The 22,506-nt window shown below is 39.8% G+C and carries 25 protein-coding genes, 1 tRNA gene and 1 pseudogene; 14 read left to right on the forward strand and 13 right to left on the reverse strand.

What is annotated here, in order from left to right; translation table 11 throughout:
• Positions 1 to 246: 246 nt before the first annotated feature.
• From DUT70_RS21105 to DUT70_RS04875, 5 genes are read right to left on the reverse strand one after another with little or no spacing between them, the layout of a single operon-like run.
• Positions 247 to 402, reverse strand: coding sequence for a hypothetical protein (locus DUT70_RS21105; protein WP_162926542.1), 156 nt, complete (start codon positions 400 to 402; stop codon positions 247 to 249).
• The gene (locus DUT70_RS04865; RefSeq protein WP_205529727.1) at positions 353 to 703 is read right to left on the reverse strand and encodes a DUF932 domain-containing protein; all 351 of its coding nucleotides are present in this window, start codon (positions 701 to 703) and stop codon (positions 353 to 355) included. Before DUT70_RS04865 ends, DUT70_RS21105 begins: the two co-directional genes overlap by 50 nt.
• Positions 681 to 887: a hypothetical protein gene (locus DUT70_RS04870; protein ID WP_113646146.1), complete on the reverse strand. Its 207-nt coding sequence runs from the start codon at positions 885 to 887 to the stop codon at positions 681 to 683. The genes DUT70_RS04865 and DUT70_RS04870 overlap by 23 nt, the downstream gene beginning before the upstream one ends.
• On the reverse strand, positions 884 to 1,015 hold the full coding sequence (locus DUT70_RS21460; protein ID WP_262512176.1) for a hypothetical protein: 132 nt from the start codon (positions 1,013 to 1,015) through the stop codon (positions 884 to 886). Before DUT70_RS21460 ends, DUT70_RS04870 begins: the two co-directional genes overlap by 4 nt.
• 59 nt (positions 1,016 to 1,074) lie before the next feature.
• Positions 1,075 to 1,659 carry a hypothetical protein gene (locus DUT70_RS04875; RefSeq protein ID WP_113646147.1) on the reverse strand — a complete coding sequence of 195 codons (585 nt, stop codon included), beginning with the start codon at positions 1,657 to 1,659 and terminating at the stop codon, positions 1,075 to 1,077.
• 564 nt (positions 1,660 to 2,223) lie between these two features.
• Here DUT70_RS04875 and DUT70_RS04885 point away from each other — a divergent pair.
• Positions 2,224 to 3,012 (forward strand): HNH endonuclease, encoded by a 789-nt coding sequence (locus tag DUT70_RS04885; RefSeq protein ID WP_113646149.1) that lies wholly within the window; start codon positions 2,224 to 2,226, stop codon positions 3,010 to 3,012.
• A 9-nt stretch (positions 3,013 to 3,021) separates the two neighbouring features.
• On the opposite strand, the gene DUT70_RS04890 is transcribed toward DUT70_RS04885, so the two are convergent.
• From DUT70_RS04890 to DUT70_RS04905, 4 genes are all read right to left on the reverse strand, one after another.
• Positions 3,022 to 4,158: a hypothetical protein gene (locus tag DUT70_RS04890; RefSeq protein WP_113646150.1), complete on the reverse strand. Its 1,137-nt coding sequence runs from the start codon at positions 4,156 to 4,158 to the stop codon at positions 3,022 to 3,024.
• A 126-nt stretch (positions 4,159 to 4,284) separates the two neighbouring features.
• Positions 4,285 to 4,461, reverse strand: a complete 177-nt coding sequence (locus DUT70_RS04895) for a histone H1 (RefSeq protein WP_113646151.1) — start codon at positions 4,459 to 4,461, stop codon at positions 4,285 to 4,287.
• A gap of 63 nt (positions 4,462 to 4,524) precedes the next feature.
• Positions 4,525 to 5,121 carry a hypothetical protein gene (locus DUT70_RS04900; protein WP_113646152.1) on the reverse strand — a complete coding sequence of 199 codons (597 nt, stop codon included), beginning with the start codon at positions 5,119 to 5,121 and terminating at the stop codon, positions 4,525 to 4,527.
• A 398-nt stretch (positions 5,122 to 5,519) separates the two neighbouring features.
• On the reverse strand, positions 5,520 to 6,308 hold the full coding sequence (locus tag DUT70_RS04905; RefSeq protein ID WP_113646153.1) for a hypothetical protein: 789 nt from the start codon (positions 6,306 to 6,308) through the stop codon (positions 5,520 to 5,522).
• A gap of 358 nt (positions 6,309 to 6,666) precedes the next feature.
• Here DUT70_RS04905 and DUT70_RS04910 point away from each other — a divergent pair, with 358 nt between their 5' ends.
• The 3 genes and pseudogenes from DUT70_RS04910 to DUT70_RS21540 all read left to right on the forward strand — a co-directional run.
• Positions 6,667 to 7,044, forward strand: coding sequence for a recombinase family protein (locus tag DUT70_RS04910; protein ID WP_113646154.1), 378 nt, complete (start codon positions 6,667 to 6,669; stop codon positions 7,042 to 7,044).
• A gap of 81 nt (positions 7,045 to 7,125) precedes the next feature.
• A complete protein-coding gene (locus DUT70_RS21110; RefSeq protein ID WP_162926570.1) occupies positions 7,126 to 7,281 on the forward strand; it encodes a hypothetical protein in 156 nt (51 codons plus the stop codon).
• A 14-nt stretch (positions 7,282 to 7,295) separates the two neighbouring features.
• Positions 7,296 to 8,054, forward strand: a pseudogene (locus DUT70_RS21540) (recombinase family protein); the annotation flags it as partial.
• A 725-nt stretch (positions 8,055 to 8,779) separates the two neighbouring features.
• On the opposite strand, the gene DUT70_RS04920 reads toward DUT70_RS21540, so the two are convergent.
• Together DUT70_RS04920 and uxuA are read right to left on the reverse strand one after the other, a co-directional pair.
• Positions 8,780 to 8,853, reverse strand: a tRNA-Arg gene (locus DUT70_RS04920).
• 95 nt (positions 8,854 to 8,948) lie between these two features.
• The gene (gene uxuA, locus DUT70_RS04925; RefSeq protein WP_113646155.1) at positions 8,949 to 10,124 is read right to left on the reverse strand and encodes a mannonate dehydratase; all 1,176 of its coding nucleotides are present in this window, start codon (positions 10,122 to 10,124) and stop codon (positions 8,949 to 8,951) included.
• Positions 10,125 to 10,282: 158 nt separating this feature from the next.
• Here uxuA and DUT70_RS21295 point away from each other — a divergent pair, with 158 nt between their 5' ends.
• The 3 genes from DUT70_RS21295 to DUT70_RS04930 all read left to right on the forward strand — a co-directional run bounded on the left by DUT70_RS21295 (position 10,283) and on the right by DUT70_RS04930 (position 11,226).
• Positions 10,283 to 10,423, forward strand: a complete 141-nt coding sequence (locus tag DUT70_RS21295) for a hypothetical protein (protein ID WP_205529728.1) — start codon at positions 10,283 to 10,285, stop codon at positions 10,421 to 10,423.
• 15 nt (positions 10,424 to 10,438) lie between these two features.
• Positions 10,439 to 10,621: a hypothetical protein gene (locus DUT70_RS21300; RefSeq protein ID WP_128353298.1), complete on the forward strand. Its 183-nt coding sequence runs from the start codon at positions 10,439 to 10,441 to the stop codon at positions 10,619 to 10,621.
• A 383-nt stretch (positions 10,622 to 11,004) separates the two neighbouring features.
• The gene (locus DUT70_RS04930; RefSeq protein ID WP_113646156.1) at positions 11,005 to 11,226 is read left to right on the forward strand and encodes a helix-turn-helix transcriptional regulator; all 222 of its coding nucleotides are present in this window, start codon (positions 11,005 to 11,007) and stop codon (positions 11,224 to 11,226) included.
• Positions 11,227 to 11,241: 15 nt separating this feature from the next.
• Here the strand turns inward: DUT70_RS04930 and DUT70_RS04935 are convergent, their stop codons facing one another.
• On the reverse strand, positions 11,242 to 12,246 hold the full coding sequence (locus tag DUT70_RS04935) for an LLM class flavin-dependent oxidoreductase (protein ID WP_113646157.1): 1,005 nt from the start codon (positions 12,244 to 12,246) through the stop codon (positions 11,242 to 11,244).
• A gap of 10 nt (positions 12,247 to 12,256) precedes the next feature.
• Positions 12,257 to 12,559 carry an ArsR/SmtB family transcription factor gene (locus tag DUT70_RS04940; protein ID WP_113646158.1) on the reverse strand — a complete coding sequence of 101 codons (303 nt, stop codon included), beginning with the start codon at positions 12,557 to 12,559 and terminating at the stop codon, positions 12,257 to 12,259.
• 358 nt (positions 12,560 to 12,917) lie between these two features.
• Between DUT70_RS04940 and DUT70_RS04945 the strand changes: the two genes are divergently transcribed.
• From DUT70_RS04945 to DUT70_RS04975, 7 genes are all read left to right on the forward strand, one after another.
• Positions 12,918 to 13,601 carry a response regulator transcription factor gene (locus DUT70_RS04945; RefSeq protein ID WP_113646159.1) on the forward strand — a complete coding sequence of 228 codons (684 nt, stop codon included), beginning with the start codon at positions 12,918 to 12,920 and terminating at the stop codon, positions 13,599 to 13,601.
• Between the two features lie 62 nt (positions 13,602 to 13,663).
• Positions 13,664 to 15,025 (forward strand): HAMP domain-containing sensor histidine kinase, encoded by a 1,362-nt coding sequence (locus DUT70_RS04950; protein WP_113646160.1) that lies wholly within the window; start codon positions 13,664 to 13,666, stop codon positions 15,023 to 15,025.
• 80 nt (positions 15,026 to 15,105) lie between these two features.
• Positions 15,106 to 16,374, forward strand: coding sequence for a TolC family protein (locus DUT70_RS04955; protein WP_113646161.1), 1,269 nt, complete (start codon positions 15,106 to 15,108; stop codon positions 16,372 to 16,374).
• 4 nt (positions 16,375 to 16,378) lie between these two features.
• On the forward strand, positions 16,379 to 17,473 hold the full coding sequence (locus DUT70_RS04960; RefSeq protein ID WP_240432024.1) for an efflux RND transporter periplasmic adaptor subunit: 1,095 nt from the start codon (positions 16,379 to 16,381) through the stop codon (positions 17,471 to 17,473).
• 144 nt (positions 17,474 to 17,617) lie between these two features.
• Positions 17,618 to 20,746: an efflux RND transporter permease subunit gene (locus DUT70_RS04965; protein ID WP_113646162.1), complete on the forward strand. Its 3,129-nt coding sequence runs from the start codon at positions 17,618 to 17,620 to the stop codon at positions 20,744 to 20,746.
• Between the two features lie 593 nt (positions 20,747 to 21,339).
• Positions 21,340 to 21,696, forward strand: coding sequence for a DUF6370 family protein (locus tag DUT70_RS04970; RefSeq protein WP_205529729.1), 357 nt, complete (start codon positions 21,340 to 21,342; stop codon positions 21,694 to 21,696).
• Positions 21,697 to 21,774: 78 nt separating this feature from the next.
• Positions 21,775 to 22,491 (forward strand): pyridoxine 5'-phosphate synthase, encoded by a 717-nt coding sequence (locus tag DUT70_RS04975; protein WP_113646163.1) that lies wholly within the window; start codon positions 21,775 to 21,777, stop codon positions 22,489 to 22,491.
• Positions 22,492 to 22,506 lie beyond the last annotated feature (15 nt).

The raw sequence follows: 22,506 nt of genomic DNA on the forward strand, positions 1-22,506 counted from the left end.
AAAAACAAGACCAACGAAAAATAAAACCTAAAAAAAATCATCACCTAAACAAAAAAACAGAGGCGCTAGCATCCGCCGCCTACCCCTGCTATCTTATTTAACTATCTAAACTTTTAACATTTACATTACTTTATAGCATACCTTACCACATTGTTATTGTCAACTGCAACGATGATTCATTCCGATATTACACAGCTGTTCATACTACGCGGCTAAGGCTGCTAAGTTTAAAAAACCGAGTGATAATTACTTTTCTGGCAACAATACCATACGGATGTAATTCTCCCCACTCAGGTACTTGCCTGCGGCAACCTTGGCTTCCCCAACCGTTACTTCGTTCACCCGGTCAGTATTATCCAACAACTGCTCCAGTGCAAAAGGCGTCAACGTTCTGTACCACATGGTAATCCCTGCCGACTACGCCCAAAACCTGCTCGGTATCGGTGCGTATGGTGGCATAATAATCGGATACTGCTATTTCGGGTATCATCAGTTCCGTTTCGGGGTCAGCGGTATAATTTTCGTTGTCATATGTAAATAGCGGACGTTTTTCTACCATAAAATCAAACCCTGCATGTTTGATGGCTTCACTACTGGTCGGATAATGCTCTATAATCGTACCCAGACTGTGCCACGCTTTTTGTTTGACACTAAAAAAGCTATGCTTTTCAGTCTTTTGGTTATAATTTAGGTTGTGTGCCATGATTGATATTTTTAAAGTTCCTTACCCTTGATAATAAAATCTCTGTTTCCAATACATTGACATTGGCAGTATCGCTAAGGGTCAGTTTCGACTGCGTTTCAATCTCATGTACTATATCTGATAATTGCTCATGGTCTGCGTGGACTGCCACACGTACCATGATAAAAAGTGTTTCGTACTTCATCTTCTTTGGTGCTGTTTTTTAAACTTGTCCAACTGCTGGTAAAAGGCTTTCGGATTTTCTTCCTCGAATTCAACCCCATAGCCTGGCCAGTACAATTGGTCTAAAAATTCTATAAATGCCTCGAACATGGTTTCAATAATTAAATGAAAAGAAATAACCGCCCCACCAATAGACGGGGCGGCATACGTTATTTAGCTGGGATGAAGATTTCGCCCTCGATTTCCGCCAACTTGTCCACGCAAAGCGTGTTGACCATCTTTGCAACCGCATTAATGATAAAAGGGTTTTTGGTCGTAAACTCTCTGCCTTTATCATCTTCAATCGTCAATTCACAACTTTGATAGTGGTTGTTGCCGTCCGTACCCTCTGCATCATCTTTTTGAGCAATCTCGAATTCTTCCAATGTGCCGATGGTCTCTAACAACTTGCCCCTTTGGTTGATACGGCGGTTCAAGTCCAAAGCCAATTTAATGGTAGCTTCTAGGTTCAACGCTGGTTTTTCTTCCTTCAACGCTTCCTTGATTTCCTTTTTGGTCGGCTCTGTTTTGGGTGTTTCCGCTACCACATCTACGGTTTTCTTTTCTTCCTTTGGCTGTTCTTGGCTCTTAACCGTATCAGTTTTTATGGTTTCAGCCGTTGGCTTCTCCTTATCGGGGTCAACCTGATTGGCATTTTCTTTTAGAGGTAATGCCGGACGGATTGCCGTTTTATCCGTTGATTTTGTGTTTACTGTTGCGTTGTCTTTTCCGTTTTCGATTACTGCTGTTTTCATGATTTCTAATTTTTAAGTTTTTAAGAATGAATATTTGTGCTATCTGCCCCAAAAGGGCGGCTCTGATTGGGCGCAACGCTGTTGGCGTTTCGCTAGGTAATTCGATGGGTGGGCTTCTGCCTTTGATTGTGCGCATGGGTTTTTTCCTTTTAAAATTCAGTCGGCTGAAGCCTCCTGCCTTTTTGTTAAAAGCCAATCACCTGACCACAATCCAGTGGACTGGCAAGACTTTGCGAAAAAAAATACTACCCGAAGCGAAGCGAGGTGTGGAGATTTTTTTTCAGCAAACCCAAAGGGGAAGTCTTGTCCAGCCCAATGGATTGTTCAGAAATTTTGGCACAAAAAGGTTGGGAGTAATTTTGTGCACTTAGCAGAGCTTAATGTGAGATTTGTTAGCTTTATACTTAATTGAAATAGCTAGAATTTATTCCGGGAAAATGAGACGAAAAGAAGACTATCATCGAAAATATAACAAATCAACGGGACTATCGATTGTAGAAGGTAGAACTGTCTGAAAATTTTAAAATAGGTAATTAATAATTCGAAATTTTGACAATAAATAAAATGCAAAAATTCTCAGAGTTCAAGTTTATATCAACTTATAACATCGCAGCAGGAGTTAGGGAAAAAATAATCAGCAATGAGCCAGAAGAGTATATTTCAGATTTTTTTGAACCTAGATATCAAGAGCAACAATATTTGAAACCGTCTAAAACTACTTTACTTCACGATTACATTGAACAGGAATTTAGTTTAGGTATTGAATATATGACCAAACATCTCGCTTATGAGGAATCTATTGAAGAACTTGTTTTTTATTTAGATAACTATAGGGTTCCATATTTAAGCTATGCTGAATTCTTGAGTGAACATAATTATTATACTGATGCAGAGCCAGATGAATTTCAATATGAATATTCATTATTCTTAGAAAAATTGGTTATACAAAAAATTTCGCCGTTTATATCGGACGAGGTGTTTTCAATTTTATTTAGGGATAGAAAGCTTTTAATGGAATTTAATAAGCTTCTTGCTGAAACAGTCGTTAAGATTAAATTTGTTGATTTTCCCAAACTCTTGGCAAAAGATGGTTTCGTTATTAGATGTAGTTATTGGCCAGAATGGGTTAGAAGAGCCTTAATGTATAGAGATCAAGGATCGTGTGCAATTTGCTTGAATGATATAAGCGGACTTCTAAAAGTTAATTTTGATAAAGCAATTGACCACATCGTTCCATTGAAATTGGGTGGAACAAATGATATTACAAATTTACAAATATTGTGCGAGGCATGTAATTTAAAAAAGTTGGATCATACCATTCAGACATCTGAAATGTACTCAAGATATTTTTGATTAAATTGGTTACGGATAAAGCATTATATCAATCTTATGTGTACTGTTTGGCGGTAAAAACCCGACCAATGCCTGTCTAAAAACTGCCGAATTTGATTGCATTTGGATAATCCATCTTTCCATATTTTTGATTTCATCAAGTTGATTGGTAATAATGAGTTGATCGGGATTGGAGGCTGTAATGCTCATCTTGCAATTGAACTTGAAAAGATTTTCGAGGTCGTTTGATTCAATGGAAAACACAAACTGTTTTCCATTAGAAATATCTCTTTGCGAAATATATTTAACATTGATTTCTTTTGAGAGAAAGCCGAACAGAAAACTCATCCTTTCCGACAATAAATTAAATCCTAATTTAACATTTAATGACTTAAACAGTTCGAAGAAAAAATTACTGATGATACTGTAATATGGAGATATAAACTTAGAGCGTATGCGAAGGATACGTATTTGCTCTTCATCCACATTTTCCCAGAATAATCCTCCATCACTGTTTTTGACCAAATCGTCCAACCACTCGTTCTTTTCCAATGAGAATTCCGCACCATTGTGCATAATTCTATTTCTAAGATACTGAAGCTCTTGAAGTTTATTTATCTTTGATTCTGTCGATGCTATATCTATTTCGGCTACCAATGAAATATATTCCATCATAGATTTCAAATAATCTGTCTTCTCAAACCTTTCAACAGTAAATTTCAACTTAAAAGAATTGTGTAAATGCCCACAAAGACGACGTAGCTCGGTTTCAAGTAAAGCATATAGGGTAACAAGTGACGATTTATTAAAGTGATCTGCCATTTCGGTAAAATCAGCTTTCATATCCTCATCTGCACTTGCGTAGTGATGGTCAATTTCTGCAGCTCCAGATGCATGCAAAGCCCAAGCATGTTTATCATCTTCGCTACCGTCAATCTCATCGAAGTGTTTTTTATATGCGACATTTGCTTCATCTGCTACTTTTTTGTGCTCGGCTTTAAGGTCTTTCAATTTGTCTGTAGCTTCCGTATGATATAGACCAATTGTCGTCTCTGCATGCTTTTTATATATAGAAATTTTCCCCTGCACTTGCACAAAGAACCGTTCGAGTGGCTCCAGTTTTGGAGGATCGAGAAAATACAGTGAAAATCCGAAATCAAAATCCATTTATATAAAGATTAGAATTGCAAAATTAAGAACAATAGTAAATATTATTGTTAGTCTTTATTATATAATACTTTTAAACAAAAAACCTGACCGTTTCCAATCAGGTTTCTCCCCAAAACAAGACTTCTATTTTGAATTTTTCTTCTCAGTGATTTCCTTACGGATTTCACCAGCAAGCACTTTCAAGTCCTGCATAGATTTACGTATTCTCGTGCCAGCGGCACCGTTCGACTTGTTGTGGAATTTGTCCACATCACTTTCCAAGTCAGCAACAAGCTGTTTCACTTTTTCAAACTTTTCCATGTTTTCTTATTTTATAATGAATAATTAATTTCTTCCTATTAGGGCGAATATATCATTTTCGGGCTAAACGCCAATGCCCTGTCCCTGTGCCACATCCTTTTCCCTGGACTGTTCCTGTTTTTTGGCAAAGGCTTCGCCCATTTCAAGGCCTGTCTCTTTTTGGAACTGCTCACGTTTTTCAGGCTTTCCATCCTCTCGGTAGAAATTCAGCTTTCCATAACGTACCGCTGTTTCGATGTACATTTTGGCTTCCTGCCCATCTTTTTCTACGGTAACCAGTGGACGGTGACCGTTCAATAGTGACGTTTCCAATGCCTCCGCCTTTTTGGGGTCTATCATTTCCTTGATCTTATAATCATCCAATATTGCCTTCACATCATAGCCATAGGCATCGGTAAACTGGCGGAAGGTCAGGTTGTTGTTACGGTCACGTTCCTTTTCGGTGTCCAATTGCATCCAAGCCTTGTAAGGGGTTCCCTCACGGCTCAAAAGGTCTTCACGGTAGACAGAACGTCCCTGTATCAGGTTTGCCGCCTGTTCCTTTGTAAAGCCCTTGCCATGGTCTAGCCAAAAGGTCTGTGGCAATGGGGGTGAATAGAAATCACGTTTGTATTCCCTGGACACATAATTGATCTTGCCCTCTTCCATATTGGCCACCATTGACTTATTGGCTGCATCCTTTCCTACGGCAAGTTCACTATTGCCCTTTTGCTTTTTGAAGAAATCAATGGCCTCTGCGAAGTTGGCCTGAACAACATCAATCAGGCAATATTCGACAGTAATATCTCGTTCGGAGCATTTTTGCGCCTGAACCGTACAACGAGAAACACACCAAAGCTATTCACATCATTTGGCAGGCTTCTATTCGATAAGAACAATCAAAAAACTGGTTAGTCTATCTGAAGGGGTAGAAACGCGACGCGATAATTATAACTATGATTTTTTCTTATCGTATTGATGGGAAGTTGCAAATCGTTGAATGACGTTGCAATTGATATTAGCATAAAAAAACTCGGCAGCTTTGTATAGCTACCGAGTTTCTCTTAACTCTCAATCATTTAACCAGTATTTTTCGCTTCATTATCTGCTTGAGCTGCCAATTGGATAACATATCCAACTAAAAATGCATCAACCAATGAAAGCGCATAGTCACGGTCTATGGGCAACATTTCGGGCTTTAATAATTCTTCGTCGATATAACGTTCAGCATTCCATAATTTGCGGGTCTTCTCGGGATGGTCGGGTTCGATACGGTTGAAGATCCGCTCGAACGACCAATTTGCTGCCTCGATAAATTCCTCACGATCTTCTTTCCCTAAAGGCAACGAAGAGATTTTTGGACCAGAATTGCTTATTACAGGGCGAGCTTGTTGCTCATCTTCGTCTGCTACAAATCTTTCTTCAGACGAAATCCTATAATCGTCGTAGTAGACTTCCTGTTCATTTTCCAAAAAGACCTCTTTAAATATCTGCAACCTAAAATCGTCATCAATCGTGACCTTGTTTTCGCTTTCTACGCCGAAGATATATTGTTCCCAGTCTCGAACCTCCACTCTGTCCATATTATCGAACAGAAGTATAGCTAACTCAATCCTGGCAGGAGATGCTTTCAAAAGTTCAATCCATTTGGTAAATCCGCATAATTTTGAAATGATGTGCTGTGCATTTCCGAGTTTGAAGCGTTCTTCATCGATTTTGAAATCATCGACCAGCATATCGAACCAAAAATATTTTGGCTCATAGCTGTACACTTTGCGTCCCTGTTTTGGGTCGAAAGAAGAGGTTTGGGTTTTGAAATCTTTGTGAAGATTTTTTGCTTGGAGTTTTAGATACTCAATAGGTGTCATAATACATTCCTGTTTAGACCTACTTAATTATCCTATGTAATTGCATCCGTAATCTTGTGTGGATAATAAGCAGGCAGGTTTGCATTATTAAACATTTAATTGGCTGAATAGATCTTTGCACGGACGAGCTAGCTTGCCAAAAGCATATACAATGATAGATAGAAATTTATAATTTGTCAATAGTTAGGAAAAAAAACATGACCTTATCGCATGATTATAATGCAGGAAGCGTTTTAAGGGATATAGATTTTACCTACCTAATTGGTCATTGGCATAGAAAAATATTATATTACAATTACTTGTATTATTAAAAAACTATTTGTAAATTACTGAATTACAAATAGTTAAAAAATATTTCATGAAAGCTATCGCATATATTAGATCAGCAACAAATGACAAAGATTATCAGTTAGAAGCAGGTAGTTTTCCGCAGGATAAAACGATTGAAAATTACTGTTATATCAATAACATCGAACTTCTACAGTCTTTCTATGATGTTGGTGTCAGCGGCTCTGATTTTAAAAGAAAGGGATGGGTGGAATTGGAAGATTTTCTCCTTCATAATTCGGTAGATTTATTGATAGTGACCGACTACTATGACAGGATTGGAAGTGATATTCCTGCTGTCAAAGCCAAAATAGCTGAAATCGAGCAAAAACGCAACTTACAGATATTGGCGTTGGCAAGACCCGTCATACCGAGTACTGAAGAAATTGAAAACCTTTTCAATCCGTAATTAAAATTTCCCTTTGGGATATACCAATGTTACTCATTGGCTCATTGCTAGAAACTTCATACTTGCTGAAAAAGGAGCATTATGATGTCAGATTTAGAGAAAACATTATTAACACCAATCACACTTCAAGACATAGAAAATGAACCTGACAGGGAAATCAATGAAAGTGAGGATGCCTTGCTAACACTGATTGCAAAAGTTATTGTAGATATTATTATTAAAGAGGAAGAACTATGAATGCTATAGGATATATGAGGCTTAGTTCCAAAGACCAGTCTAAATCTTTGGAATATCAGGAATCAACCATTAGGGAGTATTGTAAAAGAAATAAGCTGAACGTTTTGGGGATGTTCAAGGATAACGGAGAATCAAGCTATACTTTTGACCGTCCCGATTATCTTGCGTTGGAATCTTATCTAAGAACTTATAAAAGACAATGCCAGTACCTTATCGTACTGGATCATGATAGGTTTAGCAGAAACCTGCCAGAAGCTTTAATGAAAATTTCAGAACTGGAAAACAAGTACGGTGTAAAGGTACTCTCTACGAACGAACGCATCGACCTTGATACGTCTGATCCAGATGTATTTATGAAGAGGGCATTTGATTATTTGATGGCGAACAGGGAGCTTTTCAATATAAGGCACCGTACCCGACAGGGAATAAGAAATGCAAAGGAAAGTGGACGTTATTTGGGGCGTGCTCCATTTGGTTATCGAAATATCATCGATGGCACGAAGCAGAACACTATCGAGGTCAACGAACTACAGGCGCCGATTGTAAAAAAAATCTTTCAAGACTACCTTTTAGGGATTGCGCCCTATATTATTTACAAAGAAGCTAAGGCGTTAGGATTTAAGCATACTGGAAACAGTGCCATTTTTGAAATCTTGCATAACCCTTTGTATGCGGGGCTGATAAAGGTAGCCGCCTATAAAGATTTACCCGAAAAATATGTAAAGGGTCGTCATAAGCCCATAATCAGTGAAGATGAATATTGGATTGCCCAAAAAATGTTGAACAATAAACGTTCCCAACAGGTACAGCCTGCTGAGGACTTCCCGTTAAGGGGTGTACTGAAATGCTGGTGTGGAAAGAGCATGACAGCAGGTTGGTCAAAGGGCAAGAAGAAATATTATCTGTATTATCGATGCCTAGAGCATACAAATGTAAATATACCTGGGCAGACACTTCACGAATTGTTTGATAAGGTACTTATGGAGTTGAGCTTTCAACTGTACCAGATAAAAGCATTATTGAACAAGACGAAGGCAATGCTTGCCGAGCCTATAAAACAAAAGCAGGACAGGGCGAAGGAAAACATGAAACTTTTGGATGCTGTTAACGAAAAAATTTATACGCTTGAAAAAAGGTTCATGGATAGTGAAATAGAAAGTTCGACCTACAACAGGTGGTTTCAACAGTACAAGGAAGAGAAGGCACAACTTGAACATGCCCTAAGCGGTAAAGCAAGGTCAAAGGATAGTAGTTACGAGATTATTGAACGTATTCTGCCTTGGATGGCAAAGCTGTTTTTCATCTATCAAAAATGTAATATTTTCCAGAAGCATATTATCGTTAGAGGGGTGTTCAAAGACAATTTGGCCTTTGCAGGGGGTGCATTTAGAACACCTTTCATTGACAGAACCTTCGAGCATAATCTATTGACCCTCAAAGAGAAAGGATTGCTCTTTCGGGAGCAATCCTTTCGATATTCGGAGATAAATCCGATTAGTACCCCCAACAGGATTCGAACCTGTGACCTACGGTTTAGAAAACCGGTGCTCTATCCAGCTGAGCTATGGAGGCCTCCCTTAAGAAAACAACGATAAGTGGTTTCCCTTATGGTGGTGCAAAGATATAATTTCTACACCATAATCAAAAAAAGTTTAAAAATTCTTTTTCTAATAATTGCCTGTCACACCCAATTCCAATCCACGTAATTCGGCCAAACCACGCAAACGGCCTATGGCTGAGTAACCTGGGTTGGTTACCTTATTTAAATCATCCAGCATTTGGTGTCCGTGATCAGGTCTAAAAGGAATAGGTGCGGTACGTTTAGCATTCTCTGCCGTCACGACTTTCATTACTTCGTACATGTTTACATCACCTCCTAAGTGATCGGCTTCGTAAAAATTACCCTCTTCATCCTTGGTGACATTACGCAAATGCAAAAAGTAAACGCGTTCTTTTACGGCTTCAAAAATCTCAACCAAATTGTTTTTGTCGCCTGGACCCAATGAACCTGTGCAATAGCAAATGCCATTGAAAGCTTGGTCTACGCTACGCAAAATACTCACTAAATCTTCTTTAGTGCTTGCTACACGCGGCAAACCTAAAATTGGATAAGGAGGGTCATCAGGGTGGATGGTCATTTTAATGCCCAGCTCGGTACATGTTTCGGCAATGCCCTCTAAAAACCAAGTAAGGTTGGCCCTTAGTCCATCGTGGCCAATGGCTTTATATTCGTCAATGCTGGCACGTAAGGCCTCTAATTCAATTTCTTTTTCATTGGGAATACCCATTAATACATTGATGCGCAAGTCATCTAACTCGGCTTGGCTCATGGTTTCAAATTTGGTTTTGGCCTTTGCTGCTATTTGAGGTGTATAATCAGCTTCGGCTCCTTCCCTCTTGAAAATGAACAAATCAAAAATGGCCAGATCTGTCCAATTGAAATAAAGGGCTTTGGCACCGTTAGGCATTTCAAGATCCAGTTGTGTACGGGTCCAATCTAATACGGGCATAAAATTGTAGCAAATGGTTTTTATGCCACATTGTGCTAAATTCCTTAACGATTGGTTATAGTTTTGCAGGTAATGCTCGGCATTAGGTCTACGGGTTTTGATGGCCTCGTGTACTGGTACGCTTTCGACCACACTCCAGGTCAATCCAGCGGCTTCAATGATGGCTTTACGTTCTAATATATCTTCTACGGGCCAAACTTCGCCGTGTGGAATATGGTGCAGGGCACTTACAATGCCACTTGCTCCAGCTTGTCTAACATCTTGTAATGAAACTGGATCATTTGGTCCGTACCAACGCCAAGTTTGTAATAGTTTATGTTTTTGGTTGCTCATTCTATTTATATATGGACAGCCAATATTACAGAATTTCGCCTACAACAGCCCTAACAAGGGTTTAAAATAGTTACGGAAACGTTATCGTAAACAAAGGGATACTGGTTGATGACACTCCATAACAAGGAAAAAAAAGCCCGCCACCAGAGGATCATCAGATGATTAGAAAACACCAGAAGGTGACGGGTGCGACGGGATCAAACGCCGACTTTTCTTTCTATGAAAAAAGAAGATCAATCAAATCAAATGGGGTAAAATCCATTACCATTACAAAAAATGCCCGCCACCACAGAAATTAAATTAAACCCAAGATTATGTATAAGAAGGCGGCGGGCAAATCGGTAAAAAATGATGGTGGCAACAACCATCATCTTATATTAAATAACCAGTCCTTAAGGCATTATTACATGCCGCAGCGGAAAAACCGTATTGCTTATTACAAAAATTTACCTACCTTGTGTTTGCGAAAACCCCAAAGCAAGTACCCTAATTGTTAAGCTTTTAAGGACTGGTGCCAAGGAAAATGTAGCCTGCCTTTGATTTTTTCCACCTCTCTCTCATTGGGCTTACAGCTATTTTACTTGGAGTTTCTTATCGGCTTAACAGAAGGAACTAGCTACGTTTTTAAAAAGGCTTTTTTGGAAGAATTTCTGTTTTACCTCCTTGAGGTAAGCACAGTAAATGTTGATTTTTTTATTTTTCATTTCGGTTGAATTTTTGACCAAATGTTAAGCGGGCTATCTAGTACCGCTGTTAAATTTCAACAGCTTTTTCTAATACTTATGAAAGCCAATTTTACTTGTTTTCGCATTATGGTTGAACAATAGTACAAAAAGTTTCTCATTAAACGATAAACTTTTTGAAATATTTTTTTTCTAAAATGAAGAAAATTAATCGTTTAAGCGAAATACTGGAAGAGAAGGGCATATACAATAGGGAAATTGCTAAACTCTTAAATAAATCAGACCAGACGGTCTCTAGGTGGATTCATAACCATCGGCAACCTTCGGTTACCGATTTATATGCGATTGCTGAATATTTAAAAATTGATATCAGAAGTCTTCTTTATCCAACAGATTGGACAAAAAAGACTTCGAAGTAATTTGAGTCGATCAGTTTATCTTAAAACTTCGGCTACTATTTCGTAAGACCGTAACCTTGCTTGGTGATCATAAATGTGGGAGGTTACCATTAGTTCGTCTACTTGGGTGTGTTTTAGAAAGGATTGAAGTTGTTCTTTTAGTTTTTCTGGACCAGCAATAAAGGTGAAATCTAGCATTTGCTCTACTGCAGCTTCTTCTATATCGCTCCAAATCCCCTCCATACTGTCTACAGGAGGTTGTAGCAGACGTCGTTTGTTGGTTACAATGCCCATAAACAACATTTTTAAAGAGGTTGATAGTCTTTCCGCTTCTTCATCGGTATCCGCTGCAACAACGTTTACACAAGAAAGCACATAAGGTTTTTGTAAGACCTCTGATGGTCTAAAGTTTTGACGATAGATTTGGATGGCTTCAAAGAAATGGGTGGGTGCAAAATGACTGGCGAAGGCATAAGGCAATCCATAAGAGGCTGCTAAATGCGCACTCTCTGTACTAGAACCTAAAATCCAGATGGGTACATTGGTTCCTTCACCAGGAATAGCCCTTACCCTACTGTCGTAGTTATCATCGCCTAAATATTGTTGCAGCTTCCGTACGTCTTGTGGGAAATTTTGCGACGAATGAAAACGTTCACCTCTAATCTCGAAGGCTGTTAATTGATCGGTACCGGGTGCTCGCCCCAAACCTAGGTCTATCCTATTGGGGTAAATGGTGGCCAGTGTTCCAAATTGTTCGGCAATAATAAGTGGTGTATGGTTGGGAAGCATGATGCCGCCAGAACCTACCCTAATGGTTTTGGTATGGCCTGCAATGTGGCCAATCAATACTGAAGTGGCTGAGCTGGCTACGCTGATCATGTTGTGGTGTTCGGCTAACCAGTAACGGTTGTAACCCAGCTTTTCGGCATGTTGGGCTAAACTTACACTGTTGTTAAAAGTGTCGGCAATGGTATGTCCTTCTATAACGCCTGCCAAATCCAATACGGAATACGGCAGTCCTGATAATTTTTTTTCGCTCATGTTGTTCTTTCTATAAAGTGTCGATCAGGTTACCCAAAGTGGCAATGGTTTCTTCATTACGTTTGTAATAGGTCCACTGCCCTACTCGAGTGGCGGAAACGAGTCCTACCCTATGCAATGTTGATAGGTACTCGGAAATGGTAGACTGCGTAAGCCCTGATTTCTTTTGGATGTAGCCCACGCAAACGCCCACATCTGTAGAGCCGCAAGCAGGTTCATAATCTGGGAAATGTTCTTCTGGGGATTTTAACCAAGTTAAAATCTGCAGTCTAGTTTTATTTGCTAAGGCTTTAAATAGCTCTACCTGATCCATGGCACAAAGATATATCGACTTTTTCCGATATTCCAATTATGGGTAGCAGAGATGACAAACCGCAGATATTTTTAGGAACTAGGAACTAGGAACTAGTGGTTAGTGGCTAGTAGCTAGTGGTTAGTTGGTTCATTAGTTCATTAGTTCATTAGTTCATTAGGGATTGGTTTAATTGTTTAATTGTTTAATTGTTTAATTGTTTAATTGTTTAATTGTTTAACTGGTTAATTTTTTATTAGGGATTAACAGCTAACAACCTACTCATTATCACATTGGCTTATTATCAAATTATCGCATCCAATTGTCGCATTAGCTAATTGTTTACTACTTTTGGCGCCAAACCCTAATCTACAAGCGTATGTATAGAATTGGACTAGCGGAAGACGACCAAAAGATTGCCTTGCTGATTAAAAGTGGCTTAGCGGAACATGGCTACGAAGTGAGTACTTATCCTGATGGGCAAATTGCACTCGATGCTTTCCAATCTGAAACTTTCCAGTTGCTGATTTTAGATGTGATGATGCCTAAAGTTAGCGGCATTGCGATTTGTGAGCAGTTGCGTGAACAGCAAAACCATACACCCATTTTAATGCTCACCGCTTTGGGCACCATTGACGATAAGGTAAATGGACTGGCTGTAGGTGCAGATGATTATTTGGTAAAGCCTTTTCATTTTAGGGAACTATTGGCCAGAATTGAAGCGCTGCTACGCCGACAAAACCTCAATGGACCTGTTAAACAATCCATCAAGCAGCTACAGTTTGAAGACTTGGTCTTGGACATCCAAAGTAAAGAAGTAAGAAGGGCCGGAACGTTGATTGAGCTTACCGCTAAAGAATTTCATCTGCTGGAACTGTTTCTGAGAAATCCCAACCGCTTACTTTCCCGACCATACATTGCCGAGCAGGTTTGGGAAGTGAGTTTTGATACAGGCACCAATGTGGTAGATGTATACATTAACTTTTTACGCAATAAAATAGAAAAGGGTTTTGAGCGAAAGCTCATCCGCACCAAAATTGGCATGGGTTACATTTTGAAATAGCTCCTGCTCTACTCCAAACCTCTTAAAACAGGAATCCCTATCTTTGTTGTCCCCATCGTAACATGAAAATAAAAGATCGTTTAGCCCTTTACTTTACCCTTATTAGTACTATGGTATTATTGGCGGTACTGTTTGCGGTCTATTTTATCTTCATCAAGTTTCTGGAAAGCGACTTTTACGACAGGTTGAACGACAGGGCTTTTATCAACGCTAAATTATATCTGGAAGCGGATGAGATCTCTGCCGACTCCTTAAAGCGCGTGAAGATTGCCTACTTGGAAAGCCTAAACGGCGAGGTGGTCCGTATTTACGACAATCACAACAGACCTCGTTTCATTAAGGACCAGCAGCAATTTTGGACCAGTGAGGTGATTAACCAAGTGCGCAAAACTGGCAAGGTGAGATTTAAGGAAGGCATGCGGCAAACGGTTGGTGTTTTCTACAAGGATAATCAGGGAGATTTTGTCATCCTCGCTTCGGCTATTGATCAAAGCACCTATTCACGTATCGACAAGTTGCGCATCAGCATGATTGCTACCTTTTTTGTGATTGCTGTAGGCTTACTGTTATCCTCCAGATGGGTAGCCAATCGTATTTTAAAACCGCTGAACATATTCATTTCCGATGTCAAAAAGATCAAATCCAACAATTTAGATTATCGGGTACAGGAAGGCAGTAATAAGGATGAAATTAACCTGTTAGCACAAAACTTTAACCAGCTGATGGACCATTTGGAACAGGCTTTTATCCTTCAAAAAACCTTTGTGGCTAATGCCTCTCATGAGTTGCGAACCCCCATTACCAGTTTGCTGATGGAGGCGGAGATTGCTTTAAACCAACCTCGAAGCACAGCAGAATATCAAAAGGCCCTCCGCTCGGTGATTGAGGACGTGGATAAAATGAATGCCACGATCAACAGTCTTTTAAGTTTGGCACAAGCCGATTTGGAATTGGGCAATTTGCAAGCAGACGGCATCAGGATAGATGAGCTTTTGTGGCAGCTTAAAACGGAATGGCAAAGGAAAAATGCGAGTAAAGCAACACTTCATGTCCAAATGGAAAACCTGCCCTCGCAAAGTGAAAAACTGACCATTATTTTCAATCAACCCTTGTTGGAAATTGCTTTCAATAACATCATTGCCAATGCCTTTAAGTTTTCGAATCAGCAAGATGTGGTTTGTATTTTAAGTGCAAATGAGTCGGGGTTTGAAGTTGCCATTAGAGATCAAGGTGTAGGCATCCACCAAGACGATGCGTCAAAAATCTATCAACCATTTTATACTTCGAGTAAAGAAGATACACCCAAAGGAAATGGCATGGGTTTGTACATGGCCCATAAAATTATCACGCTCGCCAAAGGCGAATTGAGCTTTACTTCCACCGAGCAGGGCACTACCTTTTATATTCGGTTTGCTTATTCATAAAGCTACATCAAACTGTTTTTAATCGCTTTTTAATTTCGATTTAATTCGCGTTTAATTCCGTCGAAATAACTTTGGCGGCAATGAAAATAAAGTTACTTTTTCTATGCTGCTTTTTAGCATGCGCTCGTTTTGCAGCTGCACAGGATACGCTGAAGCTAAGTATTACTGATGCCGAAAAACTTTTCTTGGCCAACAATTATCAACTTTTACTGGCTAACTACGATATAGCACAGGCCAAGGCCGATGTGATTACCGCGAGGCTTTTCGACAATCCCGAAATCAGCCACGAAAACCTTTTCTACAATCACGAGACCAAGCGTTTCCTCGAAACTTCCTTTGCTACGGGACAGTTCAACACACAAATTTCGCAGTTGTTTAAGTTGGCAGGTAAGCGTAACAAGCAAATCAAGCTGGCACAAACCGCTGTAAAAATGGAGGAGTATGCTTATTACGATCTGATGCGCACTTTACGTTATCAGCTTCGTAGCAACTTCTTTAAGCTTCATGGCTTGCAACAATCGGCCAAAACCTACAGCCGACAAATTAAGGCATTAGAGCAACTGCTACAAGCTTCTAACAAGCAATTGACCTTGGGTAACATCGCTCAAAAGGACATCATCCGTATTAAATCGCTGCTGTACAACTTACAGGTAGAACGTCAGCAAATGCTTACTGAAATTGCGGAGTTAGGTACAGAATTGAAGCTCCTTACTCAAATCAGTCCAAATATGGTGATTGAAACGATTGTTGACGGCGATACTCAAAAACAAGCTACGCTCTCTACGCTCCTGCCCTATACTACCTTACTGGATTCGGCCATGAACAACAGGGTCGACCTTAAGAACTCGCAAATGGCCATTACCTATGCCCAACAAAACTTAAGGTTACAAAAAGCCAATGCCATTCCCGATGTACAGCTTTCTTTAGCTTACGATTTGAAAGGTAATTATCCCGAGAAATATACGGGTATTGGGATCAGCATGCCTATTCCTTTGTTCAACAGGAATCAGGGCGAGATTAAAAAAGCTAAAATCGCCATTGAAGCACAACAAGCAACACACCAGCAATTAGAAAACACTTTGGCTAACGAAGTATTTAAGGCTTACCAAAACGCCAACAGAGTCGAGGAACTGTATGCAGGCATGGATAATAATTTCGGTGCCGACTACCAAAAGCTCATTGATGAGGTGACCGTCAACTTCAGTAAAAGAAACATCAGTTTATTAGAATTCTTAGATTTTTACGAGGCCTACAAAGATCACGTCTTACAATACAACCAATTACTTTTTGAGCGCAAAAATGCCAAAGAGGAAATCAATTTTGTTACTGGAACCAGCATTTATAAATAACAGCATGTCTAATTTTACATTGTCAAAAAAATACTTCTTCATCCTTTCATTAGTAGGTCTAATGGCCCAAAGCTGTACAACCAACAACCCTCCTGCGGGAAAAGAGCAGTTCGAAATCACCGATTCGCTACTCAGCAAACTTATTATTGATACCGTGCAATCGGCCAACAACAGCACCGACTTAAACTTTTCGGCCAAAATTACGGCTAACGAAGACCTTCAAGCTTCGGTATACCCTATGGTAAGCGGTATTGTGGGCAATGTAAATGTAAAAATTGGCGACAGGGTTAACCGAGGACAGCTATTGGCCAGTATAAATAGTGCAGAAATGGTTGGGTTTGACAAAGAGGTGATTAGTGCTAACGCTGAACTTAAAAATGCGGAAAGGGCATTGCAACAAGCGGAAGAACTTTATAAAGGTGGCTTAACCTCGGCTAGAGAAATGGAAGAAGCACAAAACGACTTTGTGATTAAAAAAGCGGAGTTACAACGAGCTAAAAGTGTGCTAAAGCTAAATGGTGGCCATAGTAAAGGGTCTTATCAAATCACTTCGCCCATTAGCGGCTATGTGATAGAGAAAAACTTGAACAGTCACATGCAGTTGCGCCCCGACCATGAAGGGGTAGTTTTTAAAGTTGCCGATTTATCCAGTGTTTGGGCTGTGATCAACATTTACGAATCGGAACTTGGTATGCTTAAAGAAGGCGATGCGGTGGAAGTATCCGTATTGTCCTATCCAGAGAAGATGTACCATGGGAAAATTGAACGTATTTACCAAACGATAGACAACGAGAGCAAAGTCATCAATGCTCGTGTAAGTATCAGCAATAAAGATTTGAGTCTAAAACCAGGCATGATGGCGACGGTAAAGGTGATGGCGAAATCAGACATCAATCTGCCTTCTGTCAATCCACAGGTGGTTATTTTCGACGAGAATAAGAATTACGTGCTAGTGCTGGATGGTAAGCAAAAAGTGCGTATTCAAGAAATAGAAATTGGTCGCAAAACCAGCAACCGTTCCTATGTAAGTAAAGGTTTAAATGCTGGGGATAAGGTGATTGCTTCTAAGCAGGTATTTCTTTTTGAAAGTTTGAAGTAGTTGGTTAGGAATCCCTCATAATAATACGTCATTCCCTTGAAAACGAGAATCTTAACACTTAAGTCCATTAATTTTATTGCTTTAGGATACCCAATCGAGTTGGGTATGACGCAACACACAATGGTGCTATAAAAACGATCCAACATGAACAAGTTCATTAAAACCATTATCGGGTTTTCCCTGAAAAATAAATACTTCATTTTCTTTACTACGTTCATCCTCATTTTGGCGGGCTATTTCAGCTTCAAAAAAACCACTATCGAGGCTTTTCCTGACGTGACTAACACCAGTGTCACGATTATTACGCAGTGGCCAGGCAGAAGTGCGGAAGAGGTTGAGAAATTTGTAAGTCGTCCGCTGGAAATAGCCATGAACCCAACGGAAAAGCGTACCAGTATCCGCTCCTCTTCCCTTTTTGGTTTATCCATTGTGAAGGTTACTTTTGATGATGAGGTAGATTACGCTTTTGCCCGTGTACAAATCAACAACCATATTGAAGAAGCAGATTTACCCGATGGCGTACAGCCAGAAGTACAACCGCCTTACGGACCTACTGGTGAAATTTTCCGTTATACGCTGACCAGTGACAAAAAAACCGTCAAGGAGCTTAAAACCATTCAGGATTGGACGATTCAACGAGAATTATTATCTGTTTCTGGCATTGCCGATGTGGTCAGTTTTGGTGGTGAAGTAAAAACCTACCAAATTACCGTTGACCCTCAAAAAGCCATTCAATATAACATTAGTGCCACCGAGCTTTTTGAAGCGGTTTCGAAAAGTAACATCAACGTAGGTGGCGATGTGATTGTACAAGGCGGACAAGCTTATGTGGTACGGGGAATTGGCGTACTCAATAACATCGAAGAGATTAAGAATGTAGTGGTTGACAACTACAATGGTACGCCTATTTATGTAAAAACCATTGCAGAGGTGACTGAATCGGCACTTCCACGTTTAGGGCAAGTGGGTAGAGATTACGACCCCGATGTGGTAGAGGGAATTGTGGTGATGCGCAAAGGTGAAAACCCTAGCGAAGTCATTAAAAAACTTAAAGTAAAAATTGACGACATCAACAACAACATCTTACCCGATGATGTTAAAATCAAAGCGTTTTATGACCGCGAAGACTTGGTGAACTTTGCGACCCATACGGTAATGGGCAATATGTTCGAGGGTATCTTATTCGTTACCGTAATTGTGTTCCTCTTTATGGCCGATTGGCGTACTACGCTCATTGTATCGGTGGTTATACCGTTGGCCTTGTTGTTTGCCTTTATCTGCTTAAAACTAAGAGGTATGTCGGCTAATTTACTTTCCATGGGAGCCATCGACTTTGGAATCATCATAGATGGTGCGGTGGTGATGGTTGAAGGTATTTTTGTCGTCCTTGATCATAAAGCAAAAGCCGTGGGCATGGAGAAGTTCAACAAAATAAGCAAGCTGGGTTTGATCAAAAAGGCTTGTTTAGAAAACGGAAAAGGGATTTTCTTCGCTAAACTGATTATCATTACAGGTTTAATGCCCATCTTCACCTTTGAAAAAGTAGAGGGTAAAATGTTCTCGCCTTTGGCTTGGACCTTAAGCTTTGCTTTATTAGGCGCCTTGTTGCTGACCTTTACCCTAGTGCCTGCCATGGCCAGCATGCTCCTCAAAAAGAACGTAAGGGAAAAACATAATTTCTTTCTCGAATTCATTACTAAATACACTTTAAAAATATATGATAAATGTTTTAAATTCAAAAAAATAGCATTTACCACTTCAATGATCATTTTAGTTTTTGGCGTGATCAGTTTCAAGTTTTTGGGTAGCGAGTTTTTGCCGAATTTAGATGAAGGTTCTATTTACGTACGTGCTACTGGCCCACTCAGTATTTCTTTGGATGAAACCAAAAAGCTCTCCAACGAAATGCGTAAAATCTTCCTAAGTTTTGATGAGGTAAAACAAGTCCTCTCCCAAACAGGACGACCTAATGATGGAACTGACGCTACTGGTTTTTACAACATGGAATTCCATGTAGACATTTACCCTAAAAAGGAATGGAAGCGCAAACAAACCAAGGAGCAGCTAATTGAGCGCATGCAGGAAAAATTAAAAGGGTTTCCTGGCATCAGCCTAAACTTCTCCCAACCTATTTCAGATAACGTGGAAGAAGCCGTTTCTGGGGTGAAAGGCTCCATTGTGGTAAAATTGTTCGGCGATAATTTCGAATTTATTGAGCAGGAAGAGGAAAAAATCTACAACATCCTTAAAACCGTTGAAGGTATTGAAGATTTGGGAATCCTTAGAAACTTAGGTCAGCCAGAGTTACAAATAGACCTCAGTCAACGCAAAATGGGCTTATACGGGGTAAGTACCGCCGATGCCAATGCCGTAGTAGAAATGGCCATTGGAGGTAAAGCTGCCAGCCAAATTTACGAAGGCGAAAAGAAATTCGATTTGGTGATCCGCTACCCTGAAGACTTTAGAAATGATGAGACAGCGATTGCCAATTTACGAGTACCTACCATTTCGGGTTCGAAAGTACCATTGGGTGAAATTGCCCGCATCAAGAAAATTACTGGTCCCAGCATGATTTATCGTGACAAACATACCCGCTACGGCGCTATTAAATTCTCTATCCGTGGTCGGGATATGGGAAGTGTGATTGCCGAAGCACAACAAAAAGTAAACGCAGCCATTAAGTTGCCAAAGCCATACCGTTTAGAATGGGCAGGAGATTTTGAAAATCAGCAAAGGGCAAGCAAGCAGCTTTCCCAAGCGGTTCCTATTAGTTTATTACTGATTTTCTTTATCCTGTTCATTTTATTCGGCAATGCCAAAGATTCGCTCTTAGTGCTTAACAACGTACCTTTCGCCATGATTGGAGGTATCTTAGCCTTATTGGCCACGGGCATTAACTTTAACATCTCGGCAGGTATAGGTTTTATTGCGCTATTTGGTATTTGTGTGCAAAACGGTGTAATCCTCATTACTAAGTTCAAAAGTAATATTACCGAGCTTAAGCATCACCCCACATGGTCTTTTGCCGATGCGGTGAAAGACGGCGTGGCTAACCGTATGCGTCCCGTCATTATGACTGCTTTAATGGCTGCGATTGGTTTGTTGCCAGCAGCACTTTCTACAGGGATAGGCTCCGAAGCTTCTAAGCCATTGGCCGTAGTGGTTATTGGTGGTTTAATTACCAATACGTTGTTTAATTTATTTGTATATCCTATTGTTTTTTACTGGAGTTACAAAAAGAAGGTTAAACATTTACAGGAAGTGATTATTTAACGTTCTTGTCATTCTGAGCTTGCAAAGAATCTCTTTCATCGATTGCAGATGCTTCGATAAACTCAGCATGACAGCGTATTAATGGACAGTTAAAAATAATCGCAAAGAAAAAGAAGAGTGACGCAAAGAAAGCAAAGTGTTTCGTGTTTAAAAAGTAGTTAGTGTTTAATTTTTATTAAAAGCAGTGTGTAGCATTTCATATCAAACGATAGTCCTGCTGTGCGCTGCTATCTTTTTGTCACCCCTTTCATCCTAAGCCCATCGAAGGATGTTTCATCGCTTGCAGATGCTTCGATAAACTCAGCATGACAGCTTATTGATGGGCAGATAAAACAAAAAGGATATTCGCTACCATCAGGTTTAATGAACAACAAACTCTGCATCAACTATAGCGATACCCATCTTTGCGTTCTTTGCGAATACTTTGAAACTCTTTGCGGTTAAATTTTAACGCAAAGGAAAAAGATGAGTGTCGCTAAGGACGCAAAGTATTCACCACCATCCACAGGTATTTGACGAAAATCATTTATTCCTATGTAATATTTACCATATTTGCATATCTCATTAACTCACAACCATTAGTATATATAGATATGAAAAAACTAAGTTTACTGATATTATTTGCAAGTTTTGCCTTTTTTGCAAATGCACAAACCACTCCTAGCAAAGCATCAGCTCAAAAAATTGAGAAAAAAGCAGTAGAAGTTGCCTGTGGCGAATGTATGTTCAAGATGCCCGGAAAAGGCTGTGATTTAGCCATCAAAATTGACGGTGCGACTTATTTCGTAGATGGTAGAAAAATTGACGACTTTGGTGATGCGCATGCTGATGACGGTTTTTGCAATGCGGTTAGAAAAGCTGTGGCTACAGGCGAAGTCGTTGATGGCAGATTTAAAGCCAAATCCATCCAATTGGTAGAAGATAAGAAAGCTTCAAAACCAAAATCTTAATCATTATTGCCACAGATACACAGATTTTAGTTTCAATTTTTTATCTGTTCATCTGTGGTTAAACCCTATCTTTGCGGCATGACAAAGTTATCGGTTAACATCAATAAAATAGCCACTTTGCGCAATAGCAGAGGCGGTAATAACCCTGATTTGGTAAAAGTAGCGCTAGACTGTGAACGCTTCGGCGCACAGGGCATCACGGTGCATCCCCGTCCTGACGAGCGACATATCCGTTACCAAGATACTTTTGATCTTAAAGCTGTTATTGCTACAGAATTTAACATAGAAGGCAATTGCAAGGAACAAAAATTTGTAGACCTTGTATTGGCCAACCAACCCGCACAGGTGACCCTTGTTCCCGATGCAGAAGGTCAAATCACTTCTAACCACGGTTGGGACACCATCAAACATCAAAATTATTTAAAGGAAATGGTGGCTGTGTTTAAAAATGCAGGTATTCGTGTTTCTATTTTTGTTGACCCTGTGGTGGAAATGGTTGAAGCGGCTGTAAGTACTGGAACTGATAGAATTGAACTTTACACCGAGGCTTACGCTCAACATTATCATACCGATAGAGAAAAAGCCATTGCCCCTTACCTAGCGGCTGCCATTAAAGCTAACGAGCTTGGTATTGGCATTAACGCTGGTCACGATTTGGATTTGCACAACCTTCGATATTTTGCGCAAACCATTCCTAACTTATTAGAGGTTTCTATTGGCCATGCGCTAGTGAGCGACGCGCTTTATTTAGGATTAGAAGAAACTATTAAGCGTTATTTAGCGCAACTTAATTAGTAGTTAGGAATTAGG

The sequence above is a fragment of the Pedobacter chitinilyticus genome (assembly GCF_003313385.1).
Classification (GTDB): Bacteria; Bacteroidota; Bacteroidia; order Sphingobacteriales; family Sphingobacteriaceae; genus Pedobacter; species Pedobacter chitinilyticus.

What these genes read in the sequence shown, in the direction of transcription:
- DUT70_RS21110 (WP_162926570.1), top strand. Translation starts at nt 7,126, where the DNA reads ATGATGTCAGATTTAGAGAAAACATTATTAACACCAATCACACTTCAA.
- DUT70_RS04865 (WP_205529727.1), bottom strand. Translation starts at nt 703, where the DNA reads ATGGCACACAACCTAAATTATAACCAAAAGACTGAAAAGCATAGCTTT.
- DUT70_RS04975 (WP_113646163.1), top strand. Translation starts at nt 21,775, where the DNA reads ATGACAAAGTTATCGGTTAACATCAATAAAATAGCCACTTTGCGCAAT.
- DUT70_RS21295 (WP_205529728.1), top strand. Translation starts at nt 10,283, where the DNA reads ATGATTAGAAAACACCAGAAGGTGACGGGTGCGACGGGATCAAACGCC.
- DUT70_RS04900 (WP_113646152.1), bottom strand. Translation starts at nt 5,121, where the DNA reads ATGGTGGCCAATATGGAAGAGGGCAAGATCAATTATGTGTCCAGGGAA.
- DUT70_RS04955 (WP_113646161.1), top strand. Translation starts at nt 15,106, where the DNA reads ATGAAAATAAAGTTACTTTTTCTATGCTGCTTTTTAGCATGCGCTCGT.
- DUT70_RS04945 (WP_113646159.1), top strand. Translation starts at nt 12,918, where the DNA reads ATGTATAGAATTGGACTAGCGGAAGACGACCAAAAGATTGCCTTGCTG.
- DUT70_RS04910 (WP_113646154.1), top strand. Translation starts at nt 6,667, where the DNA reads ATGAAAGCTATCGCATATATTAGATCAGCAACAAATGACAAAGATTAT.
- DUT70_RS04940 (WP_113646158.1), bottom strand. Translation starts at nt 12,559, where the DNA reads ATGGATCAGGTAGAGCTATTTAAAGCCTTAGCAAATAAAACTAGACTG.
- uxuA (WP_113646155.1), bottom strand. Translation starts at nt 10,124, where the DNA reads ATGAGCAACCAAAAACATAAACTATTACAAACTTGGCGTTGGTACGGA.
- DUT70_RS04905 (WP_113646153.1), bottom strand. Translation starts at nt 6,308, where the DNA reads ATGACACCTATTGAGTATCTAAAACTCCAAGCAAAAAATCTTCACAAA.
- DUT70_RS21460 (WP_262512176.1), bottom strand. Translation starts at nt 1,015, where the DNA reads ATGTTCGAGGCATTTATAGAATTTTTAGACCAATTGTACTGGCCAGGC.
- DUT70_RS04885 (WP_113646149.1), top strand. Translation starts at nt 2,224, where the DNA reads ATGCAAAAATTCTCAGAGTTCAAGTTTATATCAACTTATAACATCGCA.
- DUT70_RS04950 (WP_113646160.1), top strand. Translation starts at nt 13,664, where the DNA reads ATGAAAATAAAAGATCGTTTAGCCCTTTACTTTACCCTTATTAGTACT.
- DUT70_RS04970 (WP_205529729.1), top strand. Translation starts at nt 21,340, where the DNA reads ATGAAAAAACTAAGTTTACTGATATTATTTGCAAGTTTTGCCTTTTTT.
- DUT70_RS04875 (WP_113646147.1), bottom strand. Translation starts at nt 1,659, where the DNA reads ATGAAAACAGCAGTAATCGAAAACGGAAAAGACAACGCAACAGTAAAC.
- DUT70_RS04930 (WP_113646156.1), top strand. Translation starts at nt 11,005, where the DNA reads ATGAAGAAAATTAATCGTTTAAGCGAAATACTGGAAGAGAAGGGCATA.
- DUT70_RS04890 (WP_113646150.1), bottom strand. Translation starts at nt 4,158, where the DNA reads ATGGATTTTGATTTCGGATTTTCACTGTATTTTCTCGATCCTCCAAAA.
- DUT70_RS04935 (WP_113646157.1), bottom strand. Translation starts at nt 12,246, where the DNA reads ATGAGCGAAAAAAAATTATCAGGACTGCCGTATTCCGTATTGGATTTG.
- DUT70_RS21300 (WP_128353298.1), top strand. Translation starts at nt 10,439, where the DNA reads ATGTATAAGAAGGCGGCGGGCAAATCGGTAAAAAATGATGGTGGCAAC.
- DUT70_RS04965 (WP_113646162.1), top strand. Translation starts at nt 17,618, where the DNA reads ATGAACAAGTTCATTAAAACCATTATCGGGTTTTCCCTGAAAAATAAA.
- DUT70_RS04870 (WP_113646146.1), bottom strand. Translation starts at nt 887, where the DNA reads ATGAAGTACGAAACACTTTTTATCATGGTACGTGTGGCAGTCCACGCA.
- DUT70_RS21105 (WP_162926542.1), bottom strand. Translation starts at nt 402, where the DNA reads ATGTGGTACAGAACGTTGACGCCTTTTGCACTGGAGCAGTTGTTGGAT.
- DUT70_RS04895 (WP_113646151.1), bottom strand. Translation starts at nt 4,461, where the DNA reads ATGGAAAAGTTTGAAAAAGTGAAACAGCTTGTTGCTGACTTGGAAAGT.
- DUT70_RS04960 (WP_240432024.1), top strand. Translation starts at nt 16,379, where the DNA reads ATGTCTAATTTTACATTGTCAAAAAAATACTTCTTCATCCTTTCATTA.